General features: G+C 65.9%; 22 protein-coding genes and 1 tRNA gene. 18 read left to right on the top strand and 5 right to left on the bottom strand.

The features are described from left to right. Window positions 1-49: 49 nt before the first annotated feature. Window positions 50-139 (bottom strand) — tRNA-Ser (locus UNPF46_RS34815). A 579-nt stretch (window positions 140-718) separates the two neighbouring features. Next, complete coding sequence (locus UNPF46_RS34810; RefSeq protein WP_142253073.1) at window positions 719-1,858, bottom strand: ROK family protein; 1,140 nt, start codon at window positions 1,856-1,858, stop codon at window positions 719-721. Window positions 1,859-2,188: 330 nt separating this feature from the next. Between UNPF46_RS34810 and rplU the strand changes: the two genes are divergently transcribed. From rplU to UNPF46_RS34795, 3 genes are all read left to right on the top strand, one after another. Further along, the gene (gene rplU, locus UNPF46_RS34805) at window positions 2,189-2,575 is read left to right on the top strand and encodes a 50S ribosomal protein L21 (protein ID WP_100179376.1); all 387 of its coding nucleotides are present in this window, start codon (window positions 2,189-2,191) and stop codon (window positions 2,573-2,575) included. A 103-nt stretch (window positions 2,576-2,678) separates the two neighbouring features. Then, complete coding sequence (gene rpmA / locus UNPF46_RS34800; protein WP_100179375.1) at window positions 2,679-2,948, top strand: 50S ribosomal protein L27; 270 nt, start codon at window positions 2,679-2,681, stop codon at window positions 2,946-2,948. A gap of 152 nt (window positions 2,949-3,100) precedes the next feature. Next, window positions 3,101-3,694, top strand: coding sequence for a GNAT family N-acetyltransferase (locus UNPF46_RS34795; protein ID WP_181770252.1), 594 nt, complete (start codon window positions 3,101-3,103; stop codon window positions 3,692-3,694). 167 nt (window positions 3,695-3,861) lie between these two features. Here UNPF46_RS34795 and UNPF46_RS34785 read toward each other — a convergent pair whose 3' ends face one another. After that, entirely contained in the window at window positions 3,862-4,776 is a 915-nt protein-coding gene (locus UNPF46_RS34785) for a DMT family transporter (protein ID WP_100179373.1), read from the bottom strand. Between the two features lie 121 nt (window positions 4,777-4,897). On the opposite strand from UNPF46_RS34785, the gene UNPF46_RS34780 reads away from it, so the two are divergent. The 4 genes from UNPF46_RS34780 to UNPF46_RS34765 all read left to right on the top strand — a co-directional run bounded on the left by UNPF46_RS34780 (window position 4,898) and on the right by UNPF46_RS34765 (window position 9,095). Next, window positions 4,898-5,377, top strand: coding sequence for a MaoC family dehydratase (locus tag UNPF46_RS34780; RefSeq protein ID WP_142253070.1), 480 nt, complete (start codon window positions 4,898-4,900; stop codon window positions 5,375-5,377). Between the two features lie 102 nt (window positions 5,378-5,479). Then, window positions 5,480-6,172, top strand: a complete 693-nt coding sequence (locus tag UNPF46_RS34775) for an ATP-dependent Clp protease adaptor ClpS (RefSeq protein ID WP_142253069.1) — start codon at window positions 5,480-5,482, stop codon at window positions 6,170-6,172. A gap of 162 nt (window positions 6,173-6,334) precedes the next feature. Further along, complete coding sequence (gene obgE / locus UNPF46_RS34770; RefSeq protein WP_100179372.1) at window positions 6,335-7,375, top strand: GTPase ObgE; 1,041 nt, start codon at window positions 6,335-6,337, stop codon at window positions 7,373-7,375. Between the two features lie 85 nt (window positions 7,376-7,460). Further along, window positions 7,461-9,095 carry an alkaline phosphatase family protein gene (locus UNPF46_RS34765; protein ID WP_142253068.1) on the top strand — a complete coding sequence of 545 codons (1,635 nt, stop codon included), beginning with the start codon at window positions 7,461-7,463 and terminating at the stop codon, window positions 9,093-9,095. 160 nt (window positions 9,096-9,255) lie between these two features. On the opposite strand, the gene UNPF46_RS34760 is transcribed toward UNPF46_RS34765, so the two are convergent. Then, window positions 9,256-10,221, bottom strand: coding sequence for a Bug family tripartite tricarboxylate transporter substrate binding protein (locus UNPF46_RS34760; protein WP_142253067.1), 966 nt, complete (start codon window positions 10,219-10,221; stop codon window positions 9,256-9,258). A gap of 202 nt (window positions 10,222-10,423) precedes the next feature. Here UNPF46_RS34760 and proB point away from each other — a divergent pair, with 202 nt between their 5' ends. Beyond that, entirely contained in the window at window positions 10,424-11,545 is a 1,122-nt protein-coding gene (proB, locus tag UNPF46_RS34755) for a glutamate 5-kinase (RefSeq protein WP_142253066.1), read from the top strand. Window positions 11,546-11,576: 31 nt separating this feature from the next. Here the strand turns inward: proB and UNPF46_RS34750 are convergent, their stop codons facing one another. After that, window positions 11,577-15,188: an autotransporter domain-containing protein gene (locus UNPF46_RS34750; RefSeq protein WP_142253065.1), complete on the bottom strand. Its 3,612-nt coding sequence runs from the start codon at window positions 15,186-15,188 to the stop codon at window positions 11,577-11,579. A 319-nt stretch (window positions 15,189-15,507) separates the two neighbouring features. Between UNPF46_RS34750 and UNPF46_RS34745 the strand changes: the two genes are divergently transcribed. The 10 genes from UNPF46_RS34745 (at window position 15,508) to UNPF46_RS34700 (ending at window position 25,084) form a co-directional block, all read left to right on the top strand. Beyond that, entirely contained in the window at window positions 15,508-16,539 is a 1,032-nt protein-coding gene (locus UNPF46_RS34745; RefSeq protein ID WP_142253064.1) for a helix-turn-helix domain-containing protein, read from the top strand. Window positions 16,540-16,681: 142 nt separating this feature from the next. Beyond that, the gene (locus tag UNPF46_RS34740) at window positions 16,682-17,989 is read left to right on the top strand and encodes a glutamate-5-semialdehyde dehydrogenase (protein ID WP_142253063.1); all 1,308 of its coding nucleotides are present in this window, start codon (window positions 16,682-16,684) and stop codon (window positions 17,987-17,989) included. A 23-nt stretch (window positions 17,990-18,012) separates the two neighbouring features. After that, on the top strand, window positions 18,013-18,657 hold the full coding sequence (locus UNPF46_RS34735; protein ID WP_174719121.1) for a nicotinate-nucleotide adenylyltransferase: 645 nt from the start codon (window positions 18,013-18,015) through the stop codon (window positions 18,655-18,657). Window positions 18,658-18,852: 195 nt separating this feature from the next. Beyond that, complete coding sequence (gene rsfS, locus UNPF46_RS34730; protein ID WP_100179365.1) at window positions 18,853-19,209, top strand: ribosome silencing factor; 357 nt, start codon at window positions 18,853-18,855, stop codon at window positions 19,207-19,209. 96 nt (window positions 19,210-19,305) lie between these two features. Then, window positions 19,306-19,788, top strand: coding sequence for a 23S rRNA (pseudouridine(1915)-N(3))-methyltransferase RlmH (gene rlmH, locus UNPF46_RS34725; protein WP_100179364.1), 483 nt, complete (start codon window positions 19,306-19,308; stop codon window positions 19,786-19,788). 32 nt (window positions 19,789-19,820) lie between these two features. Beyond that, window positions 19,821-21,179 carry a murein hydrolase activator EnvC family protein gene (locus UNPF46_RS34720; protein ID WP_142253062.1) on the top strand — a complete coding sequence of 453 codons (1,359 nt, stop codon included), beginning with the start codon at window positions 19,821-19,823 and terminating at the stop codon, window positions 21,177-21,179. Further along, entirely contained in the window at window positions 21,176-22,534 is a 1,359-nt protein-coding gene (locus UNPF46_RS34715) for a S41 family peptidase (protein ID WP_097660676.1), read from the top strand. The genes UNPF46_RS34720 and UNPF46_RS34715 overlap by 4 nt, the downstream gene beginning before the upstream one ends. Window positions 22,535-22,701: 167 nt before the next feature. Next, complete coding sequence (locus UNPF46_RS34710; protein ID WP_100179362.1) at window positions 22,702-23,937, top strand: divergent polysaccharide deacetylase family protein; 1,236 nt, start codon at window positions 22,702-22,704, stop codon at window positions 23,935-23,937. A 78-nt stretch (window positions 23,938-24,015) separates the two neighbouring features. After that, a complete protein-coding gene (locus UNPF46_RS34705) occupies window positions 24,016-24,522 on the top strand; it encodes an RNA pyrophosphohydrolase (RefSeq protein ID WP_100179361.1) in 507 nt (168 codons plus the stop codon). A 61-nt stretch (window positions 24,523-24,583) separates the two neighbouring features. Next, a complete protein-coding gene (locus tag UNPF46_RS34700) occupies window positions 24,584-25,084 on the top strand; it encodes an RNA pyrophosphohydrolase (RefSeq protein ID WP_142253061.1) in 501 nt (166 codons plus the stop codon). Window positions 25,085-25,458: the final 374 nt, after the last annotated feature.

The raw sequence follows: 25,458 nt of genomic DNA, 5'->3' as shown, positions 1-25,458 counted from the left end.
TAGAGAATTTCGGACGGAAAGCCACTACGGACAGTCAACCTGGACCTTCTGGCGGAGAGGGAGGGATTCGAACCCCCGATAGGCTTGCACCTATGCCGCATTTCGAGTGCGGTGCATTCAACCACTCTGCCACCTCTCCTGAAGGCGCCATGGTAGGAGCAGGGCCCCTGTGGTTGGGGCGTTAATAGGCGAGGATGGCGGGCCAGACAAGGCGCGAAAGGGGAAAATCCGCTGCCTGTTTCGGCCTGACCTATAGCCTCAGCGGCTGAAGCGGCGGGTTTCGGCGGCATTTCTTGCGATTTGTGCCGGGCAATACGGCGACCGGCACGTGCCGGGTGAGGCGCTGCGCTTCCGAGCCGAATCATCCCTGGCCTCCGCCGGGTGAAGCGGCGTGACGCCTGCGGCTCATGGAGCGGGGGCATTCGTCTTGCGGCCATCCTTCGAGACGCCCGCCTGCGGCGGGCCCTCAGGATGAGGGTCTCGGGTCGTGGCGCGATGTCTTGCTGAAGCGATGGGGGCTCGTCGAGGAGCCCGCGCGAGCGCACGGAAAAAACGGGGTGGGACCGCCAGACGCGGTAAACACTGGCGGTCCCGGTGCCGCTCATTGAAATACTGGCTGGGAAGGGCGGCTTCGCCGGCCAGGTGAGGCGACAATTCGACCGTAGCGTGCAACCTCGGCGCCGCAACGCAATCCGGTCCTTAACCTAACCAGTCAAGGTTACTCCTTGTCGCTTTTGGCGCTGTCCTTGTTGTTTTCCTTGCCCTTTTTCTTGCCGTTCTCCGTAGTGTCCCGGTCCTTGCGGCGGTTGGTGAAGCGGGCATTGCCGAGGCCGGTGCCGATGGTGAGCACGCCCCAGCGATCGACGTCCTGCATGAACGGCACCTCGGAGAGGCCCTGAACCACGCCGTCATTGTGCATCAGGATCGCGGTGTCGTGCTCGCCGATGACGGGGATGCCCTCGATCAGGCTCGCCGGCAGGTTGAACTTGCTGCTCTCCCAATTGCCCGGCAGGTTCTGCGCGCCCTTCTCGATCGAGCCGTCGGCGTTGATGACGCCGGGACAGGCAATGCCGATGAAGGGTGCGAGCTTGAAGCCTTCTTTCTCGGCTTCCGTGATCAGCCCCTTCAGCATCTTGGTGAGCCGCTTCACCGCGCCTTCGCGGGTCGGCTCGTCGTCGGCATGGCGCCACAGCTCGGATGTCACGACCTTGGCCTTCGACAGGTCTTTTGCCTTCTTCCAGCCGGTTTCGACCAGACCGCAGCGGATGTTGGTGCCGCCGATGTCGACGGCGAGGATGCTGTCGTGGGCCTCGAAGATCCAGGACGGCGCCAGATGCAGCGCACCGACCAGGCCGGCTTCATCCGGATGATGTCGGATCGGCAGCAGGTCGATCTTGAAGTCCTCGGATTTCAGGATGATCTCGGTGCGCGCGATCGCGAGCTCGCCGAGCCGGGAATCGCGGAAACCGCCGCCGACCACGATGCGCTCGGTCTTGGCCCAGGCTTTTGTCTTGAGGAAGCGCCGGGTGACGTAGGCGAGCTCCTGGGCGAAATCCTCGATGGCGCTGTGCACCAGCGCGGAGGCCTCGACGTCGTCGCCGATCAGAATGTCATCCAGCGTCTTCTTGCTGATGTTCTCGGACGGCTCCTTGCCGAACGGATCCTCGCCGCTCTTGCGCACCGGCTTGCGCCAGCGGTCGAGAATCTCGCGGAACGCGCCCTTGCTGGCGCGATCGCCGAGAAAGCCGTCCTCGTCCTTGATCTCGATATTGAAGCTGTCGATCTCCACCGACGGCAGCCGCTCCGCGCCGTGATGGGCGATGCCCGTCGTCGTCTTGACCAGTTCGTCCGTTGCCATTGAAGAGCCCTTGCCCGCTTGCGTGTTCCGGCGGACTAACTGCGAGGGAACCGGTTTGTTGCAAAGCGGCCCGAGATTCGACTGAAGGCCTCGAACCAGGCCAAATCCTTCAAATCCGGGCTGTTTTGGGCGGTTTTCCTTGACTTGGCGCAGGCGGCGGCTATAAGTCCCACAGCCGGCGCGGGGCGTTTCTCGCGCCGCTTGTTTTTGCGTGGGTTTTCAATGGGATAGCTCCCACCCGCACAAAACCACATAAACCCATAGCGACTGACAAAAAGCCGGCCCGGACAATCTGTCGCGAGGCCGGGATTGAACACGGAGAAAAAAACGATGTTCGCAGTCATCAAAACCGGCGGCAAGCAATACCGCGTCGTGCCGGATGATGTTCTCGAAGTTGGCAAGATCGAAGGCGAAGTCGGCTCGATCGTGCAGTTGAATGAAGTTCTGGTGCTCGGCGGCGACACGCCGGTGCTCGGCGTTCCCACGGTGGCCGGCGCCTCCGTTGCGGTCGAGGTGCTCGACCACAAGCGAGGCCCCAAGGTCATCGCGTTCAAGAAGCGCCGCCGCAAGAATTCGCGCCGCAAGCGCGGCTATCGCGACGAGATCACGGTGCTCCGCATCTCCGAGATCCTGACCGACGGCGCCAAGCCCACCAAGGGCCCGCGTCCGAAGCGGGAGAAGGTGGCGAAGGAGCCGGCAGCGGAAGCCGCCGAGTAACGCAAAATCGATCACGCCAGTTCACGAATTGATGCGTGAGAAATTTTGAAATGATTCCGTCAAGGAATTGATCTAGAAATACGTAAGTTTTCGGAGACGAGCCATGGCTCACAAAAAAGCAGGCGGTTCATCGCGCAACGGTCGCGATTCCAAGGGTAAGCGCCTCGGCATCAAGGCGTTCGGCGGGGAAGTTGTGATTCCCGGCAACATCATTGCGCGTCAGCGCGGCACCACCTGGCATCCCGGCCTTAATGTCGGCATGGGCACGGACCACACTCTGTTCGCCAAGATCGAGGGTCGCGTCACGTTCCAGGCCAAAGCAGGCGGCCGCACGTTCGTATCGGTCCTCCCGATCGCAGAGGCTGCTGAATAGACGGTGGATCACATTGGAGTCCGCCGGTCCCACTGAACCGGCGGAGTCCTAGAGATCATCGAGATCGAAGGCTCCAAGGGGAGGCGGGAAACCGGCCTCCCCTTTTCTTTTGACTTGCTCACTTTGACTTAGTGACTTTCACGGAGCCGGACATGTTGCAGGATTTCTCGAGCGTGACCTTGGCGGAGGCGAGACCCAGCGTCGTCGCCACCGAACGGCTGACATTGCGGCGGCCGACCCTGGCCGACGTCAGGACCATCGCCCGGCTCGCCAACGACCGCCGCGTCGCCGAAAACACCCGCCGCCTGCCGCATCCCTATTCGCAGGACGACGCCGTCGAATTCATCCGCGCCACCGCTGCGCTCGGAGCTGAGACCGTGTTCCTGATCGAGCACGATACCACCCCGGTCGGCATGGTCGGCATCGACTGCTCCACATCAGGCAATGCCGAGCTCGGCTACTGGCTCGGCGTCGAGCATTGGGGCCAGGGCTTTGCCACCGAGGCCGCGCGCGGCGCGATCGACTTCTTCTTCGAGGAGTTCGAGGACGATCACCTTTATGCCGGCGCGCGCGTCACCAATCCGGCCTCGCGCAAGGTGCTGGAGAAGTGCGGCTTCCAGTGGAGCGGCGTGCAGCTGCACCGTTTCCTCGCGCTGGGCTCCTCGACGCCGGTCGACTGCTTCCGGCTGTCGCGCGGCGTGTGGGCCTCGCTGAAGAGCTGGAGCAGTGCGAGAAGGATGAAGTGACTTACCCTCCCCTGGAGGGGGAGGGTCGATCGCGCGTAGCGCGAGCGGGGTGGGGTGATCTCTCCACTCGGGCACCGTGCGACGTGGAGAGACCTTCACCCCACCCCGTCTCACATTTCGCTGCGCTCAACGTGAGCCGACCCTCCCCCTCCAGGGGAGGGTAAGAGCTACGCCGGCGGATTCACTTCCTCGCTCGGACGCCCGAGATCGCGCTCGCGCAGATAGATGTAGAACCCGGCGCCGATGATGATCGCCGCGCCGACGATGGTGGCGACCGACGGCACGTCGCCGAACACGACGAAGCCGAAGATCACGGCCCAGACGATCATCGAATACTGATACGGCACCACGACGCTGGCCGGCGCCAGCTTCAGCGACCGGTTGACGCAGAACAGCGCCGTCACCGAGATCAGCCCGGCGGTTGCGAAGATCACGAGGCTGCCCGGGGTCGGCGGCACCCAGTTGAAGGCCGACAACACCGCGCCCAGCGAGAACGTGCCGACGAATTGCGACGACGCCATCACGATGTCGGGCGTCTTGCGCAGGCTGCGCGTGATCAGCATCAGGGTCGCGAAGGACAGGCTGCCGCCGAGCGCGATCAGCGCCGGCAGGCTGACGGTCTGCGCCGACGGCCGCAGCGCGATCAGGACGCCACAGAAGCCAATCAGGATCGCGGTCCAGCGCCGCCAGCCGACCTTCTCGCCCAGGAAGATCGCCGACATCGCCGTGACGAAGATGGGCCCGGCGAGATAATAGGTGATGACGTCGGCAAGCGGCAGATAGACGGTCGCGAGGAAGAAGGCGGCGACCTCCAGCGTCGACAGCACGACGCGAAACAGCTGCAGCCCCGGACGCTCCAGCTGCAGGAACTGGTGACGCTGCTTCCAGATCAGCGGGGACAGCAGCAGCAGCGCCGCGCAGGCACGCAGGAACAGGAGCTGCCCCACCGAATAGGTGCCGACCAGGAACTTGCCCATGGCGTCGCCGAACGAGAACATGAAGATCGACAGCACCATCAGCCCGATGCCGGCGAGGCGCGCGGAACGATCGTCATAGGCGGAGAGGTTCTTGAACAAGGGCATCGAGGCGTTTTAGTCGCGTCGACGCGCGGGACAAGCCCAACTCCGGCGAATTGAACGCATTGTCGCACTGCGCCTCACGCGGTACGGATCACTTTCCGAATTCGTCCTGATGGTGCAGCGCATGAGCGACTTCGATCCGACCCAGCATCGCATGATCCCGACGCAACGCTGGTTTGAGGATTTCGTCGTCGGCGAACGCTTCGTGCTGCCGAGCCGGACCCAGACTTCGGCGATATTCGCCGCGTTCCAGACCGCGAGCGGCGATACCCATCCCGTGCATTACGACGTGGAATATTGCCGCAGCCGCGGCATGCCGCATCTGCTTGCGCACGGCTTCCAGACCCTGATCCACACCGCGCCCGGCGCCGGCCTGTTTCCCTTCATGGTCGAGGAATCGCTGGTCGGTTTCCTCGAGCAATCGAGCCGGTTCCTCAAGCCTGTCTACGCCGACGACACCATCTACCCCGCGCTGGAGGTCACCGAGCTCGTGCCGGGGCGAACGACCGGCACGGTCGCGCTGCGCAGCACCGTATTCAACCAGCGCAAGGAACTGGTGCTGGAGGGGACGCAGAAATTCCTGATCCGGCGGCGACCGGGCTAGCAGAGCCGCCTCGCATCACGAGCAGGCCGGGCGTGAACCGCGGCGGGAAAACCTTCGACAAATACCGTGCACAACCCGACCGCACGATGATGATGGCCCGCGATGGCGCTCCTGCCGCCCTGCTCCGAGACGTTCAAGCGTTCGCTCCAGCGCGCGACTTCGGCCGCCCGGGCAGGAGGCCGCACACATCCCGGCCCGCAGGATTTGCTGATCGCCTTGACCGAGGACGAAGACGCTTCGCCGGTGATGCAGGCCTGCGGCGTCGACCTGATGCGCTTGCGGCGGGACGTCGAGGCCGCGGGCGCGACGGGGCCGACGACGGGCCTCGGCCACCTGCTTCAGCTTGCGTTCAACGAGGCGCAACTGTCCGAACGGACGGTGGTGACGGGCGCCGACATGCTGGTCGAGCTGTTCGCCGAGCCGGTCGGTCGCTTCCTCTCCGCACAGGGCGCAACCCGCTACGATGCCCTTCTCTATCTGAGCCATGGCATCGCCAAGGGTGCGGAGGTCGAAGCGGAGAGCGGCGAGGCGCCTTATCTGGAGGTCGTCCTGCTGAATGACCCCTACACGCCGGCGGAGTTCGTGACTTTCGTCCTCGAAAACGTCTTCGGGGTGAGCCGCGAGCGCGCCACCGCGATCATGTTTTCTACCCACGCCCGCAAGCGCGGCTCCTGCGGGATATTTCCCCGGACCGAGGCTGTCGCTTTTCGCGAAAAAATCCAGAATCTTGCGGCGGCCCGCCAGCATCCGCTTCGCTGCGCCCTGCTGCCGGCCGGCGAAGCGCCGCCAGCCTGACGGTCTGCACGGAGCGCGCCCCGGTTCGATGCGGCTGTATCACATCCAAGTCATGCCGGATGGTACCATGGGGTTAAGCAAGCGCCGAAATCGCGAGAAATTCGGCCGATTTGCGGGTCTATCCGGGTTGCCGCAGGGGGCCGGCTGGCCTACCTATGGCCCATGAAATTCCTCGACGAAGCAAAGGTCTATATCCGTTCCGGTGACGGCGGGAACGGCTGCGTGGCGTTCCGCCGCGAGAAGTTCATCGAATTCGGCGGTCCCTCCGGCGGCAATGGCGGCCGCGGCGGCAACGTCATCATCGAGGTCGCCGACGGGCTGAACACGCTGATCGACTACCGCTACCAGCAGCACTTCAAGGCCCAGAAGGGCGAGAACGGCTCGGGCTCGGACCGCCACGGCGCCAACGGCAAGAACATCGTGCTGAAGGTGCCGATGGGCACGCAGATCTTCGACGAGGATCGCGAGACCCTGATCCACGACTTCACTGAGGTCGGCGAAAAGTTCGTGCTGGCCGAGGGCGGCAATGGCGGCTTCGGCAACGCGCATTTCAAGACCTCGACCAACCGCGCCCCGCGCAACGCCAATCCCGGCCAGCCCGGCGAGGAGCGCTGGATCTGGCTGCGGCTGAAGCTCATTGCCGACGCCGGCCTCGTCGGCATGCCCAATGCCGGCAAGTCGACCTTCCTGTCCAAGGTCAGCGCGGCCAAGCCGAAGATCGCCGACTATCCCTTCACCACGCTGCATCCGCAGCTCGGCGTCGTGAATGCCGACGGCCGTGAATTCGTTCTCGCCGATATTCCCGGCCTGATCGAGGGCGCGCATGAAGGCACGGGCCTCGGCGACCGCTTCCTCGGCCATGTCGAGCGCTGCCGCGTGCTGCTGCACCTGGTCGACGCCACCTGCGAGCACGCCGGCAAGGCCTACAAGACGGTGCGCAAGGAGCTCGACGCCTATGGCGGGCTCTTGACCGACAAGATCGAGATCGTCGCGCTGAACAAGATCGACGCGGTCGAGCCGGAGGAATTGAAGAAGCAGAAGGAACGCCTGAAGCGCGCCGCGAAAAAGACGCCGCTGCTGCTGTCAGCGGTTACCGGCCAGGGCGTGAAGGAAGCATTGCGCGCGCTCGTCGAGGTGATCGGCGAGGCCCCGGTCTCGGCCAAGGCGAAGAGCGCGGCCGAAGCGGAGCCGTGGTCGGCTTGATCAGGTCGGCCCTATGGGCCGGCCGCTTGTCTTCGTTCGCGCGATAGCGCAGCATCAAACAATCAAGAAACGACAGGGATGACGCATGGTGCGCGCGAAGAACGTTCTCTGGATCATGTGCGACCAGCTTCGCTATGACTATCTCGGCTGCACCGGCCATCCCACGCTGAAGACGCCCAACATCGACGCCATGGCCAAGCGCGGCGTGCTGTTCAGCAAGGCCTATGTGCAATCGCCGATCTGCGGCCCGTCGCGAATGTCGTTCTACACCGGCCGCTACATGCGTTCGCACGGCTCGCACTGGAACGGCTGGCCGCTTCGCGTCGGCGAGCCGACGCTCGGCGATCACCTCAAGAAGATTGGCGTGCGCAACGTGCTGGTCGGCAAGACCCACATGGCGCCCGACCTCGAAGGCATGAAGGCGCTCGGCATTCCCCCGGAATCCGTCATCGGCGTGCATGTCGCCGAATGCGGCTTCGAGCCCTATGAGCGCGACGACGGCCTGCATCCGACCGGACGCCCGCGCCCGAAATACGACGACTATCTGCGCAGCCAAGGTTTCGAGGCCACCAATCCCTGGGAGCACTGGGCCAATTCAGGCGCGACCGAGGATGGTTCGCTGCAGAACGGCTGGCTATTGGTGCACGCCGACAAGGCCGCGCGCGTGCCGGACGAGCATTCCGAGACGCCCTACATGACGCGGCGCGCGATGGATTTCATCAGCGAGGCCGAGACCGACGGCCGGCCGTGGTGCCTGCATCTGTCCTACATCAAGCCGCACTGGCCCTATATCGCGCCAGAACCCTACGCCAGCATGTATTCGACCGAGGACATGATCCCGGTGATCCGCTCGATGCGCGAGCGGCAGAATCCGCATCCGGTGTTCGGCGCCTATATGGACATGCGCTACTCCCGCAACATGGCGCGCGACGAGGCGCGGGAGAAGGTGATCCCGACCTATATGGGCCTGATCACCCAGATCGACGACCAGATGGGCGTGCTGATGAAGTTCTTAGGTGAGCGCGGCCTGCTGGACACGACCATGATCGTGTTCACCTCCGATCATGGCGACTATCTCGGCGATCACTGGATGGGCGAGAAGGACCTGTTCCACGAACAGTCGGCGAAGATCCCGCTGATCATCATCGACCCATCGAACGAGGCCAACGCCACGCGCGGCACGCGCAGCGACGCACTGGTGGAAGGCATCGACCTCGCGCCGACTTTCGTCGATTATTTCGGCGGCAAGGTGCCGGGCCACATCCTCGAAGGACGCTCGCTGCTGCCGCTGCTACGCGGCCCGACACCGAGCGATTGGCGCAAAGTGGCGTTCTCCGAATACGATTACGCCATGCAGGACGTGCGGCTGAAGCTGAACCAGCCGATCGAGCGCTGCCGCCTGTTCATGGTGTTCGACGGCCGCTGGAAATACATCCACGCCTCCGGCTTCCGCCCGATGCTGTACGATCTCGAAACCGATCCGGAGGAGTTTCTGGATCGCGGCGACGATCCTGATTGCGCCGGCATCATCGCGCGGCTCCAGGCCGAGCTGTTCGACTGGGCGCTGCATCCGAACGACCACATCACGACGCCGCGCGAGAAGATCGCGGCCTATGCGGACAACCAGCTGCAGGTGAAGGGCGGCGTCTTGATCGGCATCTGGGATGAAGCGGAGCTTGCCGCAATCAAGGACGGCATCGCGCAGCGCGCGAAAATGTGAGTTGGTCTTCGCCTCTCCCCGCTTGCGGGGAGAGGCCGGATCGCATCGCCAGATGCGATCCGGGTGAGGGGGACTCTCCGCGAGTCCAACTGTCACCGTTCCCGCGGAGACTCCCCCTCACCCCAACCCTCTCCCCGCAAGCGGGGCGAGGGAGAGGACCTCAATTCTCGATCTTGTATCCCGTCGCCTTCACGATCGGCTGCCACAGCGCGATGTTCGCGGCGAGCTCCTTCGACAGCCCGTCCGCATTGCTGCCGACCGGGATCAGCCCGATCGCGGTGAGCTTCTCCTTCACCTCGGGCTTGGCGAGCGCAGCGCTCGCGGCGGCACCGAGCTTGCTGGCGAAATCCGGCGGACTGCCGGCGGGAAGCCACATGCCGTACCAGGCGTCCGCGACGAGATCGATGCCGCTCTCCTTCAGCGTGGGAACCTCCGGCGCGAACGGCGAACGCTCCGCACTCGATGACGCGATGATCTTCACACCCTTGGCGCGATGCTGTGGCAGTGCGTCCGCCAACGTGACGATCCCAAAGGAGATATGGCCGCCGACGAGATCGTTGAGGATCGGCGCGCTGCCACGATAGGGCACGCGGGTCAGGGGAATACCGAGATCCTTCTCCAGCTTGGAGCCCATGAAATGCGGAATCGTGCCGTTGCTCGGCACGCCGAACGAGGTCTTGTCCGGATGCGCCTTCAGCCAGGCGACGAATCCCTTGAAGTCAGCGGCTTCGATCGCGGGATTGATGACGACGGCGAATTCAAACCGTGCCAGCAGCGACACCGGCATGAAATCCTTGGCGGTGTCGAAGCTCGGCGCCGTCTCCACCATCGGCAGCAGGTACATGGTCGGCCCCGTCGTCACCAGCACCATGCTGCCGTCCGGGCTCGCGCCCTTCACCGCCTTGATCCCGATCAGGCCGTCGCCGCCGGTGCGGTTCTCGACCACGATGGTCCGTTGCAGCACCGGGGCCATCTCCTGCGCGATCAGCCGGCACAGCGTGTCGCCGCCGGCGCCCGCCGCAAACGGAAATATGATCTTGGTCAGCCCGGCCTGCGCCTGCGCCTCACCTGCCTGCGCCAGCAGCGGCAGGCCGAGGCATCCGGCCATGAATTTGCGGCGATCCATTCTTTTCCTCTCCGGCCTCATTTTGGTTGGCCGCAGTTAGGACCAGAGCGGCGTCCCGGACAAGGCCGACCTTCGCCATTTACCACGCCGGCCGCCTTGCGCCGGCCATCGTCCTGCTGCAAAAGCAGGCCTATCGGCGCCGCTCTCTCGCTCCGCCGTTTCCAAGAGCAGATCGCCCGAGCGCGCCGACACACATACAGACATGGCCAGCCCCGAACTCAGTCAATTCCGCCGTATCGTCGTCAAGGTCGGCTCCGCGCTGCTGGTCGATTCCGACAAGGGCGAGGTGCGGGCGTCCTGGCTGGCCGCGCTCGCCGACGACATGGCCAAGCTGCACAAGGAGGGACGCGACGTCCTCGTCGTCTCCTCCGGCTCGATCGCGCTCGGCCGCAGTCGCCTCAAATTGCCGCGCGGTCCGCTGAAGCTGGAAGAGAGCCAGGCCGCCGCCGCCGTCGGCCAGATCGCGCTGGCGCGGATCTGGTCCGAGGTGCTCGGCGCGCATGGCATCGGCGCCGGCCAGATCCTGGTGACGCTGCAGGACACCGAAGAGCGCCGCCGCTATCTCAATGCCCGCTCCACCATCGGCAAGCTGCTGGAATGGCGCGCGATCCCCGTGATCAACGAGAACGACACGGTGGCGACCAACGAGATCCGCTACGGCGACAACGACCGCCTCGCCGCCCGCGTGGCCACCATGGCGAGCGCCGATCTGCTCGTGCTGCTGTCCGACATCGACGGGCTCTACGACGCCCCGCCGAAGAACAACCCGAACGCAAAGCTCATTCCGGTCGTCGAGAGCATCTCCTCGGAGATCGAGGCCGTGGCGGGCGACGCCGAGTCCGAGCTGTCGCGCGGCGGCATGCGCACCAAGGTCGAGGCGGCCAAGATCGCCACCACCGGCGGCACGCATATGCTTATCGCCTCGGGCAAGATCGAGCATCCGCTGCAGGCGATCGCCGATGGCGGACGCTGCACCTGGTTCCTGACGCCAGCCAACCCCATCACCTCGCGCAAACGCTGGATCGCCGGCACGCTGGAGCCGAAAGGCACGCTGACGATCGATGCCGGCGCCGTGACGGCGCTACGCGCCGGCGCCAGCCTGCTGCCGGCCGGCGTGATCAAGGTCGAGGGCCAGTTCGCCCGCGGCGACGCCGTGATCGTGCGCGGCCCCGACACCAGCGAGATCGGCCGCGGCCTGATCGCCTATGACGCCGACGAGGCCGAGCGGATCAGGGGCCGTTCCTCTCCAGACGTGATGGCCATCCTCGGCATCAGCGGCCGCGCGGAGATGATCCACCGCGACGATCTGGTGGTGGGCGGATAGAGCCCGACCGATCCCATCCGACGATCGAGGCCTACCACGCGTAGCGGACGCCGCCTTTGCCGGCGTAGCTCCTGACCACGTCCGAGAACGTCCCTTCGAACGACGCCGAGATCGAGACGCCATTGCGCCACGTGATCTCGGCGGACGCACTCGCCAGCGCGGCGTCGGGACCGGGCGATGCGCCGCCGACGACGAAGCTTGCGCCGGGCAAGGTCTGGAAGGTGGCGACGATGCTGCGATCGACGCCGTATTCGTGCGCCCACGCGGCCCGGCCGCGGACGGTCAGCACCGCCTGATCGATCAGGAGCGACTTGTCGGTGCGCAAGCCGATCTCGCTGCGCGTCGCAGTCGCCGTCCTCGCCGCGTAACGCAGTGCAAAGGTGCCGGAGCCGGCCACCGCCTGCTCGGCATAGGCGGGCAGATCGAACGCGGTCACCTGCGCGGCTGCATAAGGCGTGACGCCGAGCCATCGCGCCGCGAAACGGTAGCCGGCCTCGGCGCGTGCGGACAAGGCATTGGCATCGAATTGCGCCCGCAGCCGCTCGCTACCGCTCACGGTGACGGTGCGGTCGGTGGTGACGTCCTGCCAGCCATAGGCAAGCGCCGCGGTGACATAGGCCGGCCCGGCCGCATGCCGCACGAAAGCGCCGGCCTGGAACAGGTCGGAGCGACCGCCGCCGCTCGCGGCGACGTTGAAGCTCGTTCCGCCCCCGGCCAACGCGAAGCCGGCGACCGTGCGCGGCGACAACCACACATCCGCGCCGACGGCGGTGCCGGCCACGCGACTGGTGGCGGCGTTGGAGCCGGTCACCGCATTGCCGTCGGTCATCTGCGACCCGCCAAAGCCAGCGGCCCAAACGCTCCAGCGCGAATCGAAGCTCGCGCGCGACGGTGCCTTGGCCATCATGCCGTAGACCTCGCGCTCGGCGCCGTGGCGCTTACCGGCCACAGCGGCATAGCCGATCGCACCATCGGCATCCGCGCCGCGCGAACCGCGCCCGTCGACAAAGGGATCGGTGAGCACACCGAGAAACTGGTCCATGGCATCGAAGGTCGTCTGCTGCGCACCGGTTGCGGTCTCGCCGGAAAGCTGGGTCAGTGCGCCCGCCAGCGGCGTGCCGGTCAGCCCGAACAAGGCGACGAAGCCGGGTGGCAGCGTCCCGCCGCCGTTGAAGAAGCCGTTGAGCGCATCGGCGACATTTCGCTGATTGCGGTTCAACCCGCCGGGGGAGAGCGCACCGAGTTGCGCCGTCAAATCGATCAGCACGTCGGTTGCGGTGGTCCGCAGGCCGACGCTGAATCCGGCCGGCAGGGCGACGGTGGAGAAGGCGGTAAAATTGCCGCTGATCGACCCCGCATGCAGGATCGAATAGCTGCGGGTGAGATACGTTCCGGGCGCAAACGCCGCGGTCACGCCGCCCGCGAGCGTCGCGGCGCCGGTGACGACGGCGCCGGTCGTCGTGCTCGGATTGAGTTGCACCAGATAGGCCGCCCCCGACTGGAAGGCGAGATTGCCGGCAATCGTCGTTGCGCTGCCCGGCGTCCCCGAGCCGGGCGCGAAAATCGCCCCGCCCTGGATCAGCGTATTGCCGAGCGTGCCGCTGCCGCTGAGGATGGCACCGCTGCCGATCGTGGTCAGGCTCGACGACGCAATCGAGCCATTCACCCGCAGCTCGCCGCCGCCGACGAGGGTGGCCCCGCTGTAGGTGTTGACGCCGGTGAGCACCAGCAGGCCGCTGCCGGCCTTGGTCAAGGCCATCGCTCCCGCGCCGTCCTGGATCGTGCCGGAGAACACCGTCGAGCTATTGTCCCCGCCGGCGGTCAGGACGGCGGCGATGCCGCTGCTGGTCACGATGCCGGCGCCGGCCAGCGATCCCACGGCGTTGGAGAAACCGCCGAGGTCGAGCACCGCGCCGGCGAAAACCGTCATTGCGGAATTGTTGCCGAAGGCGCTGGTCGAGCCGGCCTGCAGCGTGCCGGCCTCGACCATGGTCGGGCCGGTATAGGTGTTCAGGCCCGACAGAACGAGCGTTCCGGCATAGCCGCTCTGGTTGTTGACGACGACGTCGCCCGACCCCGACAGCACGCCGCTCAGGTTGACGGTGTTGCCGGTGAGAACGTTGTAGGTCGGATCGCCGGTTGCCGTGATGTCGTTGGCGACAGTGAAGCTGCCGTTGAAGTTCACGGTGACGCCGGTGACGCCGCCGTTGAGCGTCAGCGCGCCGCTGCCGAGCGCGCCGGAATTGCCGACGACAAGCGTCGTGCCCTCGTTGATGGTGGTGCCACCGCTATAGGTGTTGGGGCCGGCAAGCGTGAGAGTGCCGCCGCCGCTCTTGGTGAGCGCGACGCTGCCGCCCTGGTCGGCGGCGTTGGTGCCGCCGCCGGGATTGGTTCCGCCCGAGCCGATGTAGTCGGCAATTCCGTTCGCAATCGACTGGCTGCCGGCGCCAAAGGCGAGTGTGGTCGGGGTGCCGCCGGTGCCCTGGAAGAAGATGCCGGACCCGAAGGCGCTGCCGGGATCGCCGTAGCCGCCGCCACCACCACCGCCGGCAACGCCGTTGCCGTTGACGGTCAATGAGCCGGTGACCGTGACGGTGCCGCCGGTCTGGACATAGACTGCGCCGCCGGCGCCGAGCCCGCCACCGCCGCCCGCGCCGCTCGCGACGAGCAGGCTGACATTCGCGGCTCCGGCGCCGAAGCCGCCGGCGCCGCCGGTGCGCGTCGTCGAGTAAGCGGCGGCGCCGCCGCCACCGAAACCGCCATTGCCGCCGGCGGCGCTAACTCCGCTGAATGCGCCGCCGCCGCCGCCGCCATACCCGCCCGCGCCGCCGCTAGCCTGGCCACCGATGAAGTTGGAGCCGCCGCCCCCGCCGCCGCCGAATCCTCCGCTGCCGCCCTGCGTGTTGCCCAGCGTATAACTATTGTCGGCGCCGCCGCCGCCACCACCGAACCCTCCATTCCCCCCGGTGCCGCCGCTGCTGGTTGTGCCTATGCCGCCGTTGGTGCCGCCGCCATTGGTGCCAAGACCGCTCACGCTATCGCTGCCGACGGCCAGCCCGCCGCCGCCGTTACCCGCTGAGCTCGGGCTGCTTCCGCCATTTCCTCCCATCCCGCCGCCGCCACCGGCCAGGTTGTTGGTGAAGGCGCCGCCCGCGCCCCCGCTCGCCTGGTTGTTGCTCAGGCTCACATTGCTGAGCGTCAGCGCGCCGTTGCTCGACACGAACACCGCGCCGCCGAGACCGGCGCCGCCGCCGCCACCGTCGATGCCGAGGCCGCCATGCGCCGCCGCATTGGCGATGGAAAGATTCGCGATCGTGACCGAATAGGTCGAGCCGGTCGTCCCGGCGTCGCCAATGAAGAACGGGCGATAGGTCCCGGCCCCGCTGATGACGGGGTTGTTGCCGTTGCCGTCGATGGTCAGGTTCCTGGTGATGACAGGCAGCTCGCTCGCAAGCGTGATGGTGCCGCCGGTCTGGAACATGATGGTGTCGCCATTGCCGGCGCTGGTGATCGCCGCCCGCAGGCTCCCCGCGCCGCTATCTGCCGTGGTCGTCACAAACAGCGTGGCTGCGTTTGCCTGGCAGGCGAGACCGAGCGTGGTGGCGAGAAGCGCGAAGCGCAGCGGCAGTCCGATGGACTTCAATGTCGCGAACCTCAAGCAGAAGCATTGCGCACCTGCCTGCAAGTCGGGCATTCGCGACGTCGTAAGACGCCGCAGAGGGGTAACAGGTTGTCCATGCGGGCGATGTGCTCAGCGTCTCACGCGAGGATTTCACCGGACGCTGATGCACGCGGAGCACAGAGCCGCTTGGCTGCACCAGCCTCGCACGATCTCACCAGGGTAGTGTTGCTTGCGACGCGGTTTTCGGATCGCTAATGAATGCTGCCGATATCGGCGCCCGCATTGGTCAACGCCGTGTGCGGTCTTGCCGTTGTCGAAACGCGATGTCCACGAGGCACGAATGAGCGAGACCATGTCGGCCGACGAGACCGGGCGCGGCGCGCCCGCGCTCGCACAGTTGCGGGCGGCAACATCGGGCATCTGCGACGTCATTCCGCTGACCGCCGACGATGACTTCCATGTTTCCACGGCGACAATGGCGTTCGGCAATGCCTTGCTGATCGAATCCTTCGCGACCGCGCTGGAATACGACAGGACACCCGCGCACGTCGCGCGCGGCGGCCTCGATCACTATCAAGTCGTCCTCTGCCTGCACGGCGAAATGCAGTTCGCCTCGGGACGCCGCGAGGTGACGCTGCGGCCTGGCGACATCTGCCTGATCGACATGGCGCAACCGAACCGCACCGTGCTGACGGGAGCGGACGACGCGCGCGCCCACCACATGGCGCTGATCCTGCCGCGCCCGCTGCTGGCGCCCCGGCTGGCCCATCCGGACTCGGCGACGGCGTCATCGCTGCCGGCCGGGCATCTCCACGCCCGCCTTCTGGCAAGCCAGTTTGCCGCGCTTTGGCGGCCGACCGAGCCTGATGCCGGCGCCCCCAACGCCACCATCGAGGCTACGATCGAGGCCATGGCCGATATCGTCGCCGGGGCCGCCGGCAGCGTGGTCGACGTGAACGGCACCATCGAGCGGGCCGAGCGGCATCTGTATCTCGCGATGATCAAGCGCCACATCGCAGCCAATCTCGACATCGAAGCGCTCACGGCCCAGGAGCTCTGCCGCCGTTTCCAGATCTCCCGGGCCAGCCTTTATCGCCTGTTCGAGGACGACGGCGGTCTCGCACGCTACGTGCAGGAGCAAAGGCTCAATCGCGCCTTGATGCTGCTGATCTCGCCGGCGTCGCGGGACCGGCGCCTGATCGATCTTGCCGTCGATCTGCAATTCAGCAGCGACTCCACGTTCGTCCGCGCCTTTCGCCGGCAGTTTGGCCTGACCCCGGGCGAGATCAGGAGCATGTCGGCAGCCTGGATCAGGGATCACGGCCAGGAGCCGGGACCGGACGAGCTGCTTCATCGGCTGGGGCGCCACTGACAGGCGGGTGTTTTCCCGGCCCCACCATGCGAATTCGTGCCGGCCCGCACGGCCTTGCGGCCCCTGCCGGCGCGATTCCCAGCCTCGCCAAACCCGGGATTTCCGTGCTAGGACACTGCCTTAGCAGAAGGTTGAAACCCCAATGGCCGCCCCCCTCAAAGCCGTCGACGGCAATGCCGATCGTGCCAGCGATCTCTTGGCGCTGATGTCCGATCTCGCCACCCGTGCCCGCGCTGCCGCGCGTGTGCTGGCGCTGGCGCCGCCGGAGCAGAAGAACCGGGCGCTCGAAGCCATGGAGCGGGCGATCCGCGGCAATGCGGCGGCGATCCTCGCCGCCAATGCCGAGGACGTCGCGGAGGCCCGCGCGTCCGGCAATGCCACCTCCTCCTTCATCGACCGCCTGACGCTGACGCCGGCGCGTATCGAGGGCATGGCCGAGGGCATCGGCATCGTGCGCGGCATCGCCGATCCCGTTGGCATCGTCACCGAGAGCTGGCAGCGGCCGAACGGCATGATCATCGAGCGCGTGCGCGTGCCGCTCGGCGTCGTCGGCGTGATCTTCGAGAGCCGCCCGAACGTTGCGGCGGATGCCGGCGTGCTGTGCCTGAAGTCGGGCAATGCCGTGATCCTGCGCGGCGGCTCCGACAGTTTCCGCTCCTGCCGCGCCATCCACGAATGCCTGGTGCAGGGCCTGCGCGACGCGGGCCTCCCCGAGGCCGCCATCACGCTGGTGCCGACGCGCGACCGCGCGGCGGTCGGCATGATGCTGTCGGGGCTGAACGGCGCGATCGACGTCATCGTGCCGCGCGGAGGAAAAAGCCTCGTCGCACGCGTCGAGCAGGAAGCGCGCGTGCCTGTGTTCGCGCATCTCGAAGGCGTCAACCACGTCTATGTCGACGCCAGCGCCGACCTCGCCATGGCGAAGTCGATCGTGCTCAACGCGAAAATGCGCCGCACCGGCGTCTGCGGCGCGGCCGAGACGCTGCTGGTCGATCGCGCCGCTGCTGCGAAGAACCTGAAGCCGCTGGTCGAGATGCTGATCGAGGCCGGCTGCGAAGTACGCGGCGACGATGCCGTGCAAAAGGCCGATGCACGCGTCAAGCCCGCGAACGAAGACGATTGGGACACCGAATATCTCGACGCGATCATCGCCGCAAAAGTGGTGGACGGCGTCGACGGCGCAATCGCGCACATCCAGAGCCACGGCTCGCACCACACCGACGCGATCGTGAGCGCTGACGAGCGTGCGGCGAAGAAATTCCTCAGCGAGGTCGATTCCGCGATCGTGCTGCACAACGCCTCGACGCAGTTCGCCGATGGCGGCGAGTTCGGCTTCGGTGCCGAGATCGGCATCGCCACCGGTCGCTTCCACGCCCGCGGCCCTGTCGGCGCCGAGCAATTGACGAGCTTCAAATACCGCGTTCACGGCACCGGGCAGACGCGGCCGTAGGTAACGTTGCAAGGCGCGGGGCATTGAGCAATAATTTCGTCGTGCCGCGCTTCTTCGCGCAGGCCGTACCGCCGTACACCGAAGGCATGCGCATCGGCCTGCTCGGCGGCTCGTTCAATCCGCCGCACCAGGCTCATCGCGCGATCAGCCAGTTCGCACTGAAGCGCCTTCAGCTCGATCGCGTGTGGTGGCTGGTGACGCCGGGCAATCCGCTCAAGGAGAACGGCAATCTGCACGAGCTCGGCGAGCGCATGCAGGCCGCCCGCGACGTCGCCAACGATGCCAGGATCGAGGTGAGCTGTCTCGAATCCGTCATTCGCACCCGCTATACTATCGACACGATCAACACCTTGCGCCGCCGCCTCTCCGGCTTGCGCTTTGTCTGGATCATGGGCGCCGACAACCTCGCTCAATTCCATCGTTGGCAGCACTGGCGGCGCATCGCCGACCAGGTGCCGATTGCGGTCATCGATCGCCCGCCGCAGAGTTTTCGCGCCCTCGCCTCTCCCGCCGCCCAGGCGCTCGCGCGCTACCGCCTGCCCGAGAATAAGGCAACCCTGCTTGCGGATCAGCCGCCGCCGGCCTGGGTTTTCCTGACCGGAATGAAGCTGAATCTCTCCTCGACCGGCCTGCGGAACCCGGACGGAAGCTGGAAAGGTACGAAGTGAGTCAGACTGTGCGGAGGGGGCTCTCTGGCATATTGAAACCCTTAACCCCACATGATGTAGTGTAACCGGTGAGCGCCGGATTCGGCGTTCGCGATACAGTGAAAGGAATGGTCCCTGACCACATCTGTATTGTCCAAGTCTGTTTTACCCAAGGTTGCCAAGCCGACGCGTAAAACATCGACCAAAGCTGCGGCCTTGAAGGCGCAACCCGACGCCGACAAGACGCTGAGCCTGATCCTCTCCCGCCTCGAGGACATGAAGGCGGAAGAGACGGTCACCATCGACCTTCGCGGCAAATCGGCGTATTCCGACTACATGATCGTCACCACCGGCCGGGCCAACCGGCACGTCGGCGCGATCGCGGAAAACGTCACCAAGAGCCTCAAGGAAAACGGCATCAAGAACATCCATGTCGAGGGCTTGCCCAATTGCGACTGGGTGCTGATCGATTCCGGCGACGTGATCGTGCACGTGTTCAGACCCGAGGTCCGCGAATTCTACAATCTCGAGCGGTTGTACACGCAGGGCCCGGGGGCGGCGAAGGCGATCTAGGCTCACCTGAGCCGATTTCGAATCGGCTGACGCGCATGCTAGCGTCGTGCGCGCGCTTATCGCGCGCGATCTCGAAAACGCGACTCTGAAGACATCATGCGTGTTGCTGTCATTGCGGTGGGCCGGCTGAAGCAGGGCCCCGAACGGGAGCTTGCCGACCGCTATTTCGAGCGGTTCGACGAGGCCGGCCGCAAGCTCGGATTCCGCGAGCTCCTGATCCACGAAATCCCCGAAAGCCGCGCGCGCGACACCGCCACGCGGATGGCTGAAGAGGCCGCGGCGATCTCGGCCCATGTTCCGGACAAGGCGATCCTGGTGGCGATGGACGAGCGCGGCCAGAATCTCGATTCCACCGTATTCGCACGGAATCTCGGCCGCTGGCGCGACGAGGGGGCCGGACATACTATCTTCGTGATCGGAGGGGCGGACGGACTTTCGCCCGAATTGCGCCGTAAGGCCAAGCTCGCGATCGCGTTCGGCTCTGCGACCTGGCCGCATCAAATGGTCCGCGTCATGCTTCTGGAACAGCTTTACCGGGCCGCCACCATCCTGGCCGGCCACCCCTATCACCGCGCGTGATGCGCGCCACAACGAGCACCTTTGCCGACACGATGCGAGCGCCGCTCCTCAACCTGCTGCTGATCACTGGCGTTGCCGGCGCAAGCCTCGCGCAAGCGAACATAAGCCTCGCGCAAGCTCAGACGCAGGGTCAGACGATTGCGCCGGCGCCGCAGACCGCAGCCGTCTCGCCCGATGCCATCAAGCAGCGCGAGCAGGAGCTGGAAGCCGCCCGCGCCAGGCAAAAGAGCGCCGAGGAAGCGCAGGCCAAGCTCAAGGCCGAGATCACATCGCTCGGCAAGGACCGCACGCAGCTCAATCAACAGCTGATCGACACCGCCGCCAATGTGCGCGCGGTCGAGACCAAGATCGACGACACCGAAGCGCGGCTGCGAAACCTGAACGGCCGCGAGCAGGAGATGCGCGCTTCACTGGATTCGCGCCGCGCCGACATCGTCGAGGTGCTGGCGGCGTTGCAGCGGGCCGGACGGCGCACGCCGCCGGCGCTGCTGGTGCGCCCCGAGGATGCGCTGCAATCGCTGCGCACCGCGATGCTGCTCGGCGCCGTCGTCCCCGAATTGCGCGGCCGCGCCGAGAAGATCGCAAGCGAGCTCGGCGAGCTCGTCGCCTTGCGCAAGACCATCGCCACCGAGCGTGACCAGCTCGCCGCCGACCGCGACAAGGTCAGGAGCGATCAGACCCGCCTCACCGCCCTCGTCGACGAGCGGCAGCGCCAGCAGGCGGCGCGCGAAAAGGATCTCGACGCCGAGAACTCGCGCGCGATCATGCTTTCAAAGCAGGTCGGCGATCTCCAGGGCCTGATCACCAAGATGGAGCAGGACCTGCAAAGCGCCGCCAAGGCCGCCGAGAAGGCGGCCGAAGCTGCAAAGCAGGCCGAGGCCAAGGCAGCCGCCAGTGCCAAGGCCGGGCCGGGCGCCTTCAAGGACCGCTCCCGCACCACCCCGGCCATCGCGTTCGCCTCGGCCAAGGGTCTGCTCCCGCTTCCGGTTAACGGTAACAAGATCAGGGATTTTGGCGGTTCCGACGGGGTCGGTGGGGTCCAGAAGGGCATTTCGCTGGCAACCAAGCCCGGCTCCCAGGTCACGACACCGTGTGACGGCTGGGTGGTCTATTCCGGCCCGTTCCGCAGCTATGGACAACTCTTGATCCTCAACGCCGGGGGCGGGTATCATGTCCTGATCGCCGGGATGGAGCGCATTTCGGTCAACATCGGACAGTTTGTGCTCACGGGGGAGCCGGTCGCGACCATGGGGTCGACATCTCAAGTCGCCTCCATTCTCGCGACCAACGCGAGTCAACCTGTGCTGTATGTCGAGTTCCGTAAGGACGGCACTCCAATCGATCCAGGCCCATGGTGGGCCGCAAATGAAGGCGAGAAGGTTCGCGGATGATGCGCAAGACTTCAGTAATCCTCCTCAGCGCAGCCACCGGTGCGGCGCTGACGCTGTTCGTGACCCAGCCGCGCGCGGTGTTCATGGGCTCCAGCGCGCGAGCCGCCACCGCGGACACCTATCGCCAGCTCAATCTGTTCGGCGACGTCTTCGAGCGCGTGCGCTCGGACTATGTCGAGAAGCCCGACGACACCAAGCTGATCGAATCCGCGATCAGCGGCATGCTCACCGGCCTCGATCCGCATTCGAGCTACATGGACGCCAAGAGCTTCCGCGACATGCAGGTGCAGACCCGCGGTGAGTTCGGCGGTCTCGGCATCGAGGTCACGATGGAAGACGGCCTGATCAAGGTGGTCTCGCCGATCGACGACACGCCGGCCTCGCGCGCCGGCATCATGGCCAACGACATCATCACCAATCTCGACGACGAGGCGGTGCAGGGCCTGACCCTGAACCAGGCGGTCGAGAAGATGCGCGGCCCGGTCAACACCAAGATCAAGCTGAAGATCATCCGCAAGGGCCAGGACAATCCGCTCGACGTCACGCTGGTGCGCGACAACATCCGCGTCCGTTCGGTGCGCGCGCGCGTCGAGCAGGACGACATCGCCTATATCCGCATCACCACCTTCAACGAGCAGACCACCGAAGGCCTGAAGCGCGAGGTCGCCAACCTCTCGAATCAGATCGGCGACAAGCTCAAGGGCTACATCATCGACCTCCGCAACAACCCGGGCGGCCTGCTCGAGGAAGCGGTTACCGTCTCCGACTCCTTCCTGGAGAAGGGCGAGATCGTCTCGACCCGTGGCCGCAATGCCGAGGAGACCCAGCGCCGCACCGCGCATGCCGGCGACCTCACCAAGGGCAAGCCGGTCATCGTGCTGGTCAATGGCGGCTCGGCCTCGGCGTCGGAAATCGTCGCCGGCGCGCTGCAGGACCACAAGCGCGCGACCATCGTCGGCACGCGCTCGTTCGGCAAGGGCTCGGTGCAGACCATCATCCCGCTCGGAAGCGGCAACGGCGCGCTGCGCCTGACCACGGCGCGCTATTACACGCCGTCGGGCAAGTCGATCCAGGCCAAGGGCATCGTGCCCGACATCGAAGTGCTGCAGGACGTGCCGGACGAGCTGAAGGCGCGCACCGACACCAAGGGCGAGGCTTCGCTGCGCGGCCATCTCAAGAACGACGGCGACGAGAAGACCGGCTCGCAGTCCTATGTCCCGCCGGACGCCAAGGACGACAAGGCGCTCAAGCTCGCCGGCGACCTGCTCCACGGCATCAAGAACAGCGCCTCGGCCGCGCCCGCCCCGGGCGGCGACACCAAGGCCACGACCGACAAGCCCAAGGCGGCGAACTAAGGCGGCCAACTAAGTCGGCGTCTCACGCGATCCCACAAAGGGCGGCTCCAGGAGCCGCCCTTTTCGTTTGGAACTCTCATTGTACTGCTGGCATCCCCGGCCTATCCCGGCCTGCCGCCGCTTGACCTCGGCGTGGTATCGTCGGCACGAGTGATTCGGGATCGCGCATGACTGAAACGGCCGATGATCTGAGCGCCCCGCTCGGACAGGACAAGCCGCGCCGGAAACGCCGGCTGCGGCTGCCGTTCTCGGCCATGCAGCTGCTCGCCGTGCTGCTCGGCCTGTTCCTGCTCACCTTTGCCGGCTTCGCCATCTTCAACAAGGATCCGCTCGGCGGAGAGCCGATGACGCGGATCGCGATCCGGGATCCCAAGGCGACCGACGAGAAGCCCGCGGCCTCCGGTCACGGCCAGGACGGCAAGCACGAGAGCAAGCCGGACAGCAAGCTCGAGACCAAGGACGCGCCGAAACCGCCGGGCGAGCAGAAGACCGTCACCATGATCGACGGCTCGACCGGCGCGCGCCACGACGTGGTGATCGGCGCCGGCGATGCCGCCGAGAAGAGCGAAGCCGCGGCCGCTTCAGCCCCGCCGCCGGTCATGGCCGGAATCGATCCGAAGCTGCTGGAGAAGTCGCGCTACGGCATGATCCCCGTGGTCGCCGGCGACCTGAAGCCGTTCAACGTCTATGCCGCGGATGCCGACCGTGCCAAGGCCGCCAAGATGCCGGTGGTCGCCATTGTGATCGGCGGCCTCGGCGTCGGCGCCGCCAAGACCCTAGATGCCATCATGAAGCTGCCGCCGGCGGTGACGCTGGCCTTCACGCCCTACGGCGCCGATCCCGGCAAGCTCGCCGAGCGCGCCCGCGCGCAGCGCCACGAGATCTTCCTGCAGATCCCGATGGAGCCCTACGACTTTCCCGACAACGACCCGGGCCCGCAGACGCTGCTGACCTCGCTCAGCGCCGACCAGAACATGGACCGCCTGTACTGGCATCTGAGCCGGATGCAGGGCTATGCCGGCATCACCAATTTCATGGGCGCGCGCTTCATCGCGACGGAGCCGGCGATGCAGCCGATCATCCGCGAGGCGGCCAAGCGCGGCCTCGGCTTCTTCGACGACGGCTCCTCGCCCCGCAGCATCGCGTCCCAGGCAGCAAGCAGCGCGGCGATGCCGTTCGGCAGAGGCGACATCGCGATCGACGCGGTGCCGACCCCGACCGAGATCGACCGCGCCCTGAACAAGCTCGAATCGGCGGCCCGCGAGCGCGGCGCGGCCGTCGGCACGGCCTCCGCCCTTCCCGTCTCGATCGACCGCATCAGCGCCTGGACCAAGACATTGGGCGACCGGGGTATTCTTTTGGTGCCATTGACAACCGCGATGCTGAAATCAAAATCCAGCTAAATCAACGAATTGGTACGGCACGGATCCTGGCAGGGACCCGGTCAAGCCGTACCGGCAGCATGCGAGAGGTCTGGCGGAATGGCGCGTTACGAGGATCTGCCCTACCGGACCTGTGTCGGCGTGATGCTGATCAACACGAAGGGACTGGTGTTCATCGGTCGCCGCGCCGGCGGCATCGAGCATGTCGACGACACCCATGTCTGGCAGATGCCGCAGGGCGGCGTCGATCCCGGCGAGGACACCTGGGAAGCCGCCAAGCGCGAGCTCTATGAGGAGACCAGCGTGCGCTCGGTCGAGCGGCTCGGCGAGGTCCCCGACTGGCTCACTTACGACATCCCGCGCACGGTCGCCGGACGCGCCTGGAAGGGCCGCTACCGCGGCCAGCGCCAGAAATGGTATGCGGTGCGCTTCACCGGCAAGGACAGCGAGATCAACGTCGAGAAGCCCGGCGGCGGCGGCCACAAGGCCGAGTTCGTGAGCTGGCGCTGGGAACCGATGAAGAACCTGACCGGGCTGATCATCCCCTTCAAGCGCCCGGTCTATGAGCGCGTGGTGCAGGAATTTTCCGCGCTGGCGGATGAATAAATCGAATTGTCGTCCCGCTTCGGTGCTAATGCACCCGGGAATGACGATGAGAGATTTGCGCGTGACGAATGAAAAGCCCTACCGTCCCAATGTCGGGATCGCGCTGTTCAATGCCGATGGCCATGTCCTGATCGGCCACCGCTTCAAGGGCGACGGGCCCGAGATCATCCTGCCCGGCCTCGACTGGCAGATGCCGCAGGGCGGCGTCGACGAGGGCGAGAATTTGCGCGATGCGGCGATGCGCGAGCTCTGGGAGGAGACCAACGTCGTCAGCGCAAGCTTCCTCGGCGAGACCGACTGGTTCACCTACGAGTTCCCGCCTTACGACGGACCGCAGACGCACCGCCTCGCAAAATTCCGCGGCCAGCGCCAGAAATGGTTCGCGCTGCGCTTCACCGGCAAGGACGACGAGATCGATCCGCTGACGCCGCAAAACGGCCAGCCCGCGGAGTTCGATGCCTGGCGCTGGGAGCGCCTCGACCGTGTTGCCGACCTCGTGGTGCCGTTCCGGCGGGAGGTCTATCGCGCGGTGGCAAGCGAGTTTGCGGCCTTCGCCAACTGAAATCGCGAAAACAACCCCATGCACAGTAGAATGGGATTGAAATCATTCGAGAATTTTTCGCCGGAGATTGGCGCGTGAGGGGCGCACCATTCTCTCGCTCCATCGCCCGCTTGCCGGAGAGGGGTGGGGAGAGGGCGTCTCCCCGGTGGGATTCCCCCAGAGGTTTGAACCCTCACCCGGCGCGCGGGACGATGCTTCGCATCGCCCGGACGCGCCGACCTCTCCCGCAAGCGGGAGAGGTGACCGAGCCCGCCGCATGATCGAGTCAATCAAAAGCCATCCGGCTCGAGAGCATTTTCGGTTCTGATTGAATCAGAACCGAAGCTCTAGATTCTTGTTTTGACGCGTTTTCTTCACGCGAACCGGTGTCCACT

The sequence above is a fragment of the Bradyrhizobium sp. UNPF46 genome, assembly GCF_006658625.1.
Lineage (GTDB): Bacteria > Pseudomonadota > Alphaproteobacteria > Rhizobiales > Xanthobacteraceae > Bradyrhizobium > Bradyrhizobium nitroreducens.
This window is presented reverse-complemented; position numbering and strand designations above follow the sequence as displayed.